Annotated in this window: 5 protein-coding genes; all 5 read left to right on the top strand. The window is 66.0% G+C overall.

The genetic code is table 11. The features are described from left to right. Positions 1-8 precede the first annotated feature (8 nt). The 5 genes from ABD050_RS21165 (at position 9) to ABD050_RS21185 (ending at position 10,839) form a co-directional block, all read left to right on the top strand. A complete protein-coding gene (locus ABD050_RS21165; RefSeq protein ID WP_343891498.1) occupies positions 9-1,442 on the top strand; it encodes an aldehyde dehydrogenase family protein in 1,434 nt (477 codons plus the stop codon). A 148-nt stretch (positions 1,443-1,590) separates the two neighbouring features. After that, positions 1,591-2,931, top strand: coding sequence for a multiheme c-type cytochrome (locus tag ABD050_RS21170; protein WP_343891499.1), 1,341 nt, complete (start codon positions 1,591-1,593; stop codon positions 2,929-2,931). A 10-nt stretch (positions 2,932-2,941) separates the two neighbouring features. Next, positions 2,942-4,906 carry a heme-binding protein gene (locus ABD050_RS21175; RefSeq protein ID WP_343891500.1) on the top strand — a complete coding sequence of 655 codons (1,965 nt, stop codon included), beginning with the start codon at positions 2,942-2,944 and terminating at the stop codon, positions 4,904-4,906. Positions 4,907-5,116: 210 nt separating this feature from the next. Continuing rightward, positions 5,117-6,898, top strand: a complete 1,782-nt coding sequence (locus tag ABD050_RS21180) for a hypothetical protein (RefSeq protein ID WP_425542501.1) — start codon at positions 5,117-5,119, stop codon at positions 6,896-6,898. Next, positions 6,898-10,839 (top strand): hypothetical protein, encoded by a 3,942-nt coding sequence (locus ABD050_RS21185; protein WP_343891502.1) that lies wholly within the window; start codon positions 6,898-6,900, stop codon positions 10,837-10,839. Before ABD050_RS21180 ends, ABD050_RS21185 begins: the two co-directional genes overlap by 1 nt. Positions 10,840-10,964: the final 125 nt, after the last annotated feature.

Genomic DNA, 10,964 nt, shown 5'->3' on the forward strand with positions numbered 1-10,964 from the left:
GATTTGCAATGACCCTGCTGAAAGACATTTACCCGCTGTATCTCAATAACAAGGCGGAGCAACCTAACACAGATTTGGAAGTCACCGACAAGTTCACCGGGGCAATCGCCTTCCGCGTCGCCCAGGCCGATGCGGCGACGATCGACAAAGGCATCGCCGGGGCGGTGCGTGCCGCCGAGCCGATGGCACGGATGGCGAGCTATGAGCGCCAGGCAGTGCTCCAGCACTGTGTCGATCGCTTCAAGGCACGGTTCGACGAGCTCGCCTATGCGCTCTGCGTCGAGGCCGGCAAGCCGATCAAGGACAGCGAGGGCGAGGTCGGGCGCCTCATCGACACCTTCCGCATCGCCGCCGAGGAATCGGTGCGGATGACCGGCGAAGTCCAGCCGCTCGACATCGCGCCGCGTGCGAAGGGCTATCAGGGCATCTGGAAGCGGGTGCCGATCGGCCCCTGCTCGTTCATCTCGCCCTTCAACTTCCCGCTCAATCTCGCCGCCCACAAGATCGCGCCCGCGCTCGCGGTGGGCTGCCCGTTCGTGATGAAGCCCGCCAGCCGCACGCCGCTCGGCGCGATCATCATCGGCGAGGTGCTGGCAGAGACCGACCTGCCCGAGGGCGCTTTCTCGATCCTCCCCGCCCACCGCGAGGGCGCTGACCTGTTCACCGAGGATGACCGGCTCAAGCTGCTGAGCTTCACCGGCTCGCCCGGCGTCGGCTGGGACCTGAAGGCAAAGGCCGGCAAGAAGAAGGTCGTGCTCGAGCTCGGCGGCAATGCAGCGGTGATCGTCGACCATGACGCCGATCTCGACGATGCGCTTGAGCGGATCATCTTCGGCGCCTTCTACCAGTCAGGCCAGAGCTGCATCGGCGTGCAGCGCATCATCATCCATGAATCCGTTTATGACCGCTTCCGCGACATGCTCGTCGCGCGGACGAAGACCCTGGTTGCCGGCGACCCGAAGGATCGTAACACCTTCATCGGCCCGATGATCTCCGAAGGAGAGGCACGGCGGCTGGATGGCTGGATCCAGCAGGCGGTCTCCGGCGGCGCGACCCTGCTTTGCGGCGGCAAGCGCGACGGCGCGATGCTCGAGGCAACCCTGCTCGACCAGGTCGACCGCTCCTCGGCGGTGTATCGCGAAGAGGCATTCGGCCCAGTCGCATTGCTGAGCAAGTTCAGTGACTTCAATGCTGCCCTCGAGGAAGTGAATGACAGCAAGTTTGGCCTTCAGGCCGGCATCTTCACCCGCGATCTGTTCAAGATGTTCGACGCCTGGGACAGGCTCGAGGTCGGCGGCGTGGTGATCAACGATGTGCCGAGCTATCGGGTCGACAATATGCCCTATGGCGGCGTCAAGGATTCAGGCCTCGGCCGCGAAGGAATTCGCTTTGCGATGGAGGACATGACGGAGATTCGCAATCTCGTGATCCGCAGGCGGTAGGCTGCGCTTCTGTCCTATACGCGGACAGCTTTGATACTATTCGAACAGGAACGTTTCGGGCACAATCCGGCTACCGAAAAGGGGATTAGGCTGCATGGCAGCTGGGGGCCAAAGCGAAGGATCCACGGCCCGCACGATTGCTGCGGGCATGGCCGCACTGTCGCTGCTCGCCGTCACCCTGCTCGCCGGCCCCGCGGCGCTCCGGGCTGACCCGGCGCCGCGCGCGCCGGGTGGGTTCGAAGGCGTCGCGAGCTGCGCCGGCACGACCTGCCACGGCCGGATGGAGGCTGATGGCGCCGTTGTCCGCCAGGACGAGCTGATGCGCTGGCAGGAGCCCTCCACGCCCGGCGGCGCGCACAGCCGCGCCTTCACCGTCCTTTCCTACGCCCGCGCGAAGCAGATCACGGCGACTCTTGGCCTGGGCGACCCGACCAGCGCGCCCGCCTGTCTTGGCTGCCACACCACGCCGACCGACGGCCGGACCGGTGTCCGCTTCCTCGCTCGCGACGGCGTCGGCTGCGAGGCTTGCCACGGCCCTGCCTCGGGCTGGATTTCCTCGCACTACACCGTCGGCGCCAGCCATGCCGCCAATGTGGCGCGCGGCATGACGCCACTCGATCGCCCCGCGACACGCGCCGCTGTCTGCCTCGATTGCCATTTCGGCAGCAACAAGCCCGGCCAGTTCGTCACCCACCGCATGATGGCCGCCGGCCATCCGCGCATCTCCTTCGAGCTCGACCTGTTCTCGACGCTGCAACAGCATCATGACGAAGATGCCGATTACATCCAGCGCAAGGGCCGCACCGACAGCGTACGGATGTGGGCGGTCGGCCAGGCAATGGCCGTCAACCGCGCCCTCACGCTCTACGCCACGCCGAAGGGCACCGAAGGCGCCTTCCCCGAATTCACCTTCTTCGATTGCCATAGCTGCCATCGCCGCATCTACGACGCCGAGGACCGTACCCGGACCTGGGAGAGCAATCCCGGCCGGCCGATTCCGGCGGGGATGCCGCCCTTCAACGACGAGAACATGATCCTGCTCGCCGCCGCCGCGCGGGTGGCAGCGCCCGGCATGGCCGGGCGGCTCGACAGCGACAGCCGCGCCTTTCACGCTGCGCTGGCGCGGGATCGGGGCGCCGCCGTCGCCGCGGGCGGACGTCTTGCTTCGACTGCGACGGCGCTGGCCTCGGCTCTCTCGGCGACCGATGGCAATGGCGACACTGCCTTTGCGATGGTCGACAGCATCGCCGGCCCGACACTCGCGCCGCGCTTCACTGACTATGAGGGCTCGGTGCAGGGCGTGATGGCGATCGACACCTTGCTCAACGCGCTCGTGAAGGAAAAGCGGATCACGGTCGGCGCCGCCGCCGGCATCCGCGCCGATATCAACCGTGCCTACGCCGCGGTGAAGGAGCCGAACGGCTATCGTCCCGCCGATTTCCGGGCTTCGCTCGGCGACGCGGTGCGCAGCATCAGAGCGCTTAGATGAGGAGGGGGCAATGAGCACGCGCCGTCGCATCACCGGCCTGCTCGCGGGGAGCGCACTGATTCTCTCGGCCTGTAGCGGCGGAGGCAGCTCGGGCGGCAGCACGCCTGCCCCTACCCCGGCGCCCGCCCCGGCCCCGACGACGCTCTATTCAGTCCCTGCAGCCGAGGCGCTCAGCGTCGCCGATGTCCAGACCGTCATCGCCCGCGCCGCCGCCGAGGCGACCGCCCGGCATCTCCCGGCGGTGATCGCGGTGGTCGACCGGGTCGGCAATGTGCTGGCGGTGTTCCGGATGAACGGCGCCGCGGCGACCGCCACGACGTCACCCGCCCCCAATGGCGTCAATATCGATGCGCAGAACCTCACCATCCCGGCCGAGGCAGGAGCCATCGCCAAGGCGGTGACGGGCGCTTACCTCTCCAGCGGCGGCAACGCCTTCTCGACCCGCACCGCGAGCATGATCGTCCAGCCGCATTTCCCGCCGGCCCCGTCGACCGCCGGGCTCGAAAGCGGGCCGTTGTTCGGGGTGCAGTTCAGCCAGCTCCCCTGTTCCGACCTCTCGTCGCGCTATGTCGGCAGCGGGGCGACCGCGCTGATCGGCCCGAAACGCTCGCCGCTGGGCCTTGCCGCCGATCCGGGCGGCTTTCCACTCTACAAGAATGGCGTCGTGGTCGGCGGCATCGGGGTGATGGCGGACGGCGTCTATGGCTTCGATCCCAATGTCCTCGACACCGACAATGATCCCGAGGAAGCGATCGCGCTGGCCGGCACCGTCGGGTTCGAAGCCTCGACCGCTATCCGCGCCGACCATATCTATGTCGACGGCACCCAGCTTCGCTATTCGGATGCGACCTATGCGGGACTGCTCGCCACCGGCACGCCAAGCTATGCGGCGACTGATCCGGCGCTGGGCAGCCTCGTCACGGTGCGCGGCTATTTCAGCCCGGCGGCAATCCTCGCCGGCACTGCTTATGGCAGCGAAGCCTCGGGCATCCGCCCCTCGACAGCTGCCGAATTCTCCAACCGTGATGCCTTTGTCCTGACCAACGGATCGGGCACCGACCGCTTCCCGATCCGCGCCGGCACTGACGGCGCCGACATCACCCAGCCCCTCACCGCCGCCGAGGTCACTGCGATCCTCGAAGAGGCCTTCCGGGTAATGAGCCGCGCCCGGGCGCAGATCCGCCAGCCGCTCGACAGCCGGGCGCAGGTCAGCATCTCGATGGTCGATACGCGCGGCGCCGTGCTGGGCATCGTGCGCTCGCCCGACGCACCGATCTTCGGCACTGACGTCTCGCTGCAAAAGGCGCGCACCGCCGCTTTCTTCTCGAGCAGCCACGCAGCCGCCCAGCTCACCGGCGACCCCAGCGCCGATGTCCGCAGCTTCGTGCCCGCCGCCCGCACCTTCCTGCATGATCCGACGGCGCTGACGGGTGCCTTCGCCTTTGCCGATCGCTCGGGGGGCAATCTCTCGCGGCCCTATTTCCCCGATGGCGAGGTCGGCCGCCCCAACGGGCCCTTTTCGAGGCCGATCGCTCAGTTCAATCCCTTCTCGACCGGGCTGCAATCGGCGCTTGTCCTCTCCAATCTCGGCCAGCATCTCGCCTTCGTCACCGGGGCAAGCGGCACCGACACGCCGCCGCGCTGCACCTTCATCCCTGATGCCGCGGCGGGGCAGAACCGGTTGCAGAACGGCATCCAGATCTTCCCGGGCTCGGTCCCGGTCTATCGCGGCGCTGTGCTGGTCGGCGGGATCGGTGTCTCGGGCGACGGCATCGACCAGGACGACATGATCAGCTTCCTCGGCCTGAACAATGGCGGGGTCCGCATCGGCGGGGTGGGCAATGCCCCGCTCGCGATGCGCGCGGACCAGATCGTCGTCGATCTCGGCGATAAGCAGGTGCGGCTGCGCTTCATCAACTGCCCGTTCGCGCCGTTCCTCGATACGAGCGACCAGAATGTGTGTGCGGGGCTTTAGGGCTGTGGTCCACCCATCAAGCTGGTCATGCCGGACTTGTTCTGGCATCCATCGCGCCGCAAGCACCTCAGGCGTTGCGTCTCCGGCACGATGGACCCCGGAACAAGTCCGGGGTGACGCTGGGGGTTCGGGGTCGTGAGCCCCCTTCTCTCTCCCCTGTTCCTGCTGGCGAGCGCGGTCGGCCAGGTCGCGACCACGTCGCCTGCCCCCCTGCCCCAATCCCAGGCCCCCGCCAAACCGGAGCCGCCGCGCAAGGAAGAGCAAACCCCGGTCGAGAATATCGAAGGCCGCCGCCGTCCCGGCTTCAGTCACGAGCTTCCCGAACCGGTCACCCAGAACAATATCGGCGCGGTCCGGCCGCCGCCGCCCGAGGCCTTCCCGACCGATCAGATACCCGTTCCCGATCGCTGGCGGCTGATCGAGTCGCTCGGGCTGGTGAAGGAGAAGTGGCTCGACCCCTATCACCAGAACACGCTGAAGGGTGACCGCCCCATCAACCGTGCCAAGGTCCCCTGGCTGCCGATCCATGGCGACGACTGGTTCTTCGCGGCGAGCGCGGTCAGCGATACGGTGTTCGAGCCGCGTACCTTCCCCATCCCCGTGGGCGTGCAGACCACCGAGCGGCCGCAGAGCCTCGACGTGTTCGGCAAGGATGCGAGCTATGTCTTCTCGCAGACCTTCATCGCCAGCGCCTCGCTGTTCAAGGGCTCGACTGCGTTCAAGCCGCCCGAGATCGAGTACAAGCTGAGCCTCGCGCTCAATGTCAGCTACGTCAACGTACCCGAAAAGCGCGTTCTCTCAGTCAAACCCAGCGATCCAAGCCACCGTGCCGACCATTTCCTCGGCGTGCAGGAAGCCTTTGTCGATTATCATCTGCGCAATAGCTCCGACCGCTATGACTTTGAATCGATCCGCATCGGCATCCAGCCCTTCCAGAGCGATTTCCGCGGCTTCCTGTTCAACGACCAGCAGCTCGGCATCCGCTTCTTCGGCAACCGCGACGACAATCGCTTCCAGTTCAACCTCGCGGCGTTCTGGCGGCTCGAGAAGGACACCAATTCGGGACTGAATGACGTCACCCAGCGGCCGCGCGACGATCTCGTCTTCGTGGCCAATGCCTATCGCCAGGATTTCCTGATCCCCGGCTTCACCAGCCAGCTCACCGCGGTCTATAACCGCAACCGCGAGAGCCACCGTATCCAGATCGACGATAACGGCTTCCCGGTCCGCCCGGCGTTGCTCGGCGACCTGCGCGGGCGCGACTATGACGTCGTCTATCTCGGCTATAATGCAGACGGGCATATCGGGCGGCTCAACCTGACCGCCTCGCTTTACGGCGCGCTGGGGCAGGACCGGAACAGCTTCTTCACCAGCCGCCCGGCGCAGATCAGGGCATATTTCGGGGCCGCTGAGCTCAGCTATGATCATGACTGGATGCGCTTCCGCCTCTCGGGCCTGTACGCGAGCGGCGACAAGCATCCGTACGACGATGTCGAGACCGGGTTCGACGCAATCCTCGAAAACCCGATCTTCGCCGGCGCCGACACAAGCTACTGGATCCGCCAGTCGATCCCCTTTGCCGGCGGCGGACGGGCGATCGCGATCAGCGGGCGCAACGGCATTCTCAACGACCTGCGCTCCTCCAAGGATGAGGGCCAGTCCAACTTCAACAACCCCGGCACCGCACTGATCGGCGTCGGCGGGGATTTCGACGTCACGCCAACCAAGCGCGTGTCAGTCAACGCCAACCATCTCTGGTTCGCCGACACAACCGTGCTCGAGACACTCCGCAACGAGGGCAGCATCCCGAAGAATATCGGCTGGGACCTGTCCGCCGCAGCGATCTGGCGGCCCAAGGCGACGCAGAATATCGTGGTGCGGCTGTCGGGAGCAATGTTGTTGCCTGGCAATGGTTTCCGGGATCTGTTTGCCAACAAATCACAGGACCGGCATTATTATTCGATCCTCGCCAATGTGATCGTCAGCTACTGATGCGCCGCTTCGCCGCCCTGCTGCTGCCGATCGCCCTCGCCCTTCTGGTGCCGGCGGCGATATTGCGGGCGAGCGACGCGGAAAAGCCGGTCGCGCGTCACTATGCGCCGATGCTCGCCGCGCCGATGAGCCAGACCGCCGAGCAGGTCGCGGCCAAATCGGACGGATGCTATTCCTGCCACACCCGCACCGACGAGCCCTCGATGCATGCCAGCCCGGCGGTGCAACTCGGCTGCGTCGACTGCCATGGCGGCGACGCGACAGTGCGCGGCAATCCCGCGCTCGGCTACGCCGATCCCGCTTATGTCGCCGCGCGCGAGCGGGCGCATGTGCTGCCGCGCTATCCGCATCGCTGGCACTATCCGGACTCGGCCAACCCGAAGCAAAGCTACACGCTGCTCAATGACGAGGCGCCGGATTATATCCGCTTCGTCAACCCGGGCGATTATCGCGTGGTGCGCCATTCGTGCGGCGCCTGCCATATCGAGATCATCGAGGCGGCCGAGCGATCGATCATGGCCTCGGGCGCGATGCTGTTCGGCGGTGCCGCGTACAATAACGGCATCGTCCCGTATAAAAGCTATGTCTTCGGCGAGGCCTATACGGCCAAGGGCGAGGCCGCGAAGATCGTGTCGCCGGGCTCGCCGCCGGGGACAGTGACGAAAGAGCAGGAGAAGCGGGGCGCGCTTGCGGCGCTCTATCCGCTGCCGACCTGGCAGGTGACGCCGCCGGCCGACATCTTCCGCGTGTTCGAGCGCGGCGGGCGGATTATCAGCACGCAATTCGCCGAGGTCGGCCTGCCCAACCCGAGCGGGTCGATCCAGAAGCTCGAAGAGCCCGGCAGGCCCGATCTCAAGCAGTCGAACCGCGGCCCCGGCACCGGCCTGCGGGTCGCGATCCCGATCCTCAACATCCACAAGACCCGGCTCAACGATCCGCTGATGTGGTTCATGGGCACCAACGACCAGCCCGGCGACTATCGCGGATCGGGCTGTACCGGCTGCCATGTGATCTACGCCAATGACCGCGAACCACGGCACAGCCTGATCTATGCGCAGTTCGGCCGGGACGGCCAGAGCGTCACGGTCGATCCGACCATCGCCGCCAAGACCAGCCCGCATGGCGGCCTCGTCCAGCCCGATAGCGGCCACCCGCTCCACCACGCCTTCACCCGGGCGATCCCGACGGCGCAGTGCATGAGCTGCCACATGCACCAGCCAAACATCTTCCTGAACTCGTATCTCGGCTACACGATGTGGGATTATGAGGCCGACGCGCCGTCGATGTGGCCGAAGCAGCAGAAATACCCGACCGCCGCCGAAGTCCGCGCCGCGAACGAGCATAATCCGGAAGGCGCCGCGCCGCGCGGCAACTGGAGCGATCCGGATTTCCTGCGCAACGTCTATGATCTCAACCCGGGCCTGAGGGACACCCAGTTCGCCGATTATCACGGCCATGGCTGGAATTTCCGCGGGGTCTTCAAGCGCGACCGCGAGGGCAATCTGCTGGACGCCGAGGGCAAGATCGTCTGGCCCGACGATCCCCAGAAATGGCGCAAGGCCGGCGAGGGCAAGTTCGTGCCGCCGGGCGTGAACCCGGGCAAGGCAGTCCATCTCATGGACATCCATGCCGAGAAAGGCATGCAGTGCGCCGACTGCCATTTCGCGCAGGACAGCCATGGCAATGGCCTGATCTATGGCGAGGTCGCCAATGCAGTCGAGATCGGCTGCAAGGATTGCCACGGCACGGTCGATGCCTATCCGACCCTGCGCACCTCGGGTCCCGCGGCGCGGCCGCAGGGCAATGATCTGGAGATCCTGCGCAACCCCGACGGTCAGCGCCGCTTCGAATGGATCGGCAAGCCGCTCGGGCCCAGGAAGCTGATCCAGCGTTCGATCGTCGACCCCAATCTCAGCTGGGAGATCCACCTCGTCAAGGACAGCGTCGACCCGGCCAGCCCCGTGTTCAACGTAAAGGCGGCGCGGGCAAAGCTGATGAGCCGGTCAGGCGCCGAGGACGGCAGCTTCTCCTTCGGCCCCGGCGTGCCGGCCAGCGACCGTGCCCACGGCGAAGACACGATGACCTGCTATACCTGCCATCTGAGCTGGACGACGAGCTGCGGCGGCTGCCATTTGCCGATCGAGGCCAATTGGAAGAGCAGCACGCACCATTTCAAGGGTGAGGAGACGCGCAACTTCGCGACCTACAACCCGCAGGTCGCGCGCGACGACATGTTCCAGCTCGGCCGGGGGATGACGACCAAGGGCAATGTGATCACGCCGGTGCGCAGCAGCTCGGCGCTGGTGCTCTCCTCGACCAACGTCAACCGCGAGCGGATCTATATCCAGCAGCCGCCGATCAGCGCGATCGGCTTTTCGAGCCAGGCGTTCGCCCCGCATTTCCCGCACACGGTGCGCACGACCGAAACCAAGACCTGCACTGACTGCCATCTCTCGGCGAAGGACGACAACAACGCGATCATGGCGCAGCTGATGCTGCTCGGCACAAACTATGTGAACTTTGTCGGGCTCAATGCCTGGACCGGCCTCGACCACGGCTTCGAGGCGGTGCGCGTGACTGAGTGGGACGAGCCCCAGGCAGTGATCGGCTCCTATCTCCAGCGCTACGCCTATCCCGATTACTGGCGGATGCATGTCGAGCAGAACAAGCGCGAGCTGAAGAACTGGATCCGCGGCAAGACCTTCGACAAGCGCCTCTCCGGCGAGACCCATCCGAGGGAGGAGTTCCGCAACGTCGTCCAGGGCACGACCGACAAGGTCGGCTGCCTGCAGCTGCGCGGCGAATATATGTACGTCGCGGAGGGACGCGGCGGTTTCCGCGTCTATGATGTCGCCTCGATCGCCAACAAGGGTTTCTCCGAGAAGATCGTCTCTGCGCCCTTCTCGAAGCTCGGCCAGAATGCGCATGTCGCCTCGCCCAATGCGACCTGCATGGCATTGCCGACCGACCAGCCGATCAACCCGCTGCGCAACACCGCCGCGATGCGGGCGATGAACCAGGAGCAGCCCTTCCTGCCGATCTACAGCTATGCCGCCGTCACCGATGCGGTCGAGGGGCTGATCCTCGTCAATGTCGAGACGATGGCCGACGGTGAGTTCCGCAACAACTTCCTGACGCGCGCGGTGACGTGGAACGAGGGCGGCGTGCTCAAGGGCGCGCGGCACATCGCGCTGGCGGGGTCGGTCGCATACATCACCGCTGATAGGGGGCTGGTCGTGGTCGATCTCGCCGATCCGCTTCATCCCCGCCTCGCCGCCGTCCGCCCCTTGAAGGATGCCCGGGCCAGCGCACTCCAGTTCCGCTATCTCTGGGTGACCGATGCCGAGGGCGTGAAGCTGTTCGATGTCACCAGGCTGCTCGATCCGGTGCCGGTCCCCTCGGGCACGATCGCGCTGGCCGACGCGCGGCGTATCTATCTGGCACGCACCTATGCCTATATCGCGGCGGGCGCCGACGGGCTGGTGATCGCCAACGTCACCAACCCGACCCGGCCGGCGATCTACAAGAAGGTCGATTTCGACGGGCAGCTCAACGACGCGCAGGACGTGATCGTCGGCAGCACCAACGCATCGCTGTTCGCCTATGTCGCCGACGGGCGGAACGGGCTGAAGGTCCTCCAGCTCACCTCGCCGGCGAGCCAGCCCAATTTCTACGGCTTCTCGCCCGCGCCGATGCCTGAACTGATTGCCTGGGCGAAGACCCCCTCCCCCGCCCTCGCCCTCTCCAAGGGCCTCGACCGCGACCGTGCGGTCGACGAGACCGGCGGCCAGATCGCGGTGTTCGGCAGGCTTGGGTCACGGCCCTTCACGCGGCCCGAGATGGAGCGGCTGTTCCTGACCAGCCGCGGCACGCCGTGGAAGGTCAGCGATACGGCCGATATGAGGGATTGGCGTCCGCCGCTCGCCTATCCGCAGCGATAGATGCCGTTTCGAGGCCGCGCCGCCGATACGATGCCCCCGGCACGCGATGGCCCCTTGCTTTCCCGCTTCTGTGGACGCCCCCATGGAAGCAAGCGGAAAAATTCGAGTATGTGCAGGTGATCGGA

The organism is Sphingomonas oligophenolica (assembly GCF_039522915.1).
GTDB lineage: Bacteria > Pseudomonadota > Alphaproteobacteria > Sphingomonadales > Sphingomonadaceae > Sphingomonas > Sphingomonas oligophenolica.

Coding starts and splice junctions, on each gene's coding strand:
- ABD050_RS21165 (WP_343891498.1), top strand. CDS start 9: ATGACCCTGCTGAAAGACATTTACCCGCTGTATCTCAATAACAAGGCG.
- ABD050_RS21170 (WP_343891499.1), top strand. CDS start 1,591: ATGGCCGCACTGTCGCTGCTCGCCGTCACCCTGCTCGCCGGCCCCGCG.
- ABD050_RS21175 (WP_343891500.1), top strand. CDS start 2,942: ATGAGCACGCGCCGTCGCATCACCGGCCTGCTCGCGGGGAGCGCACTG.
- ABD050_RS21185 (WP_343891502.1), top strand. CDS start 6,898: ATGCGCCGCTTCGCCGCCCTGCTGCTGCCGATCGCCCTCGCCCTTCTG.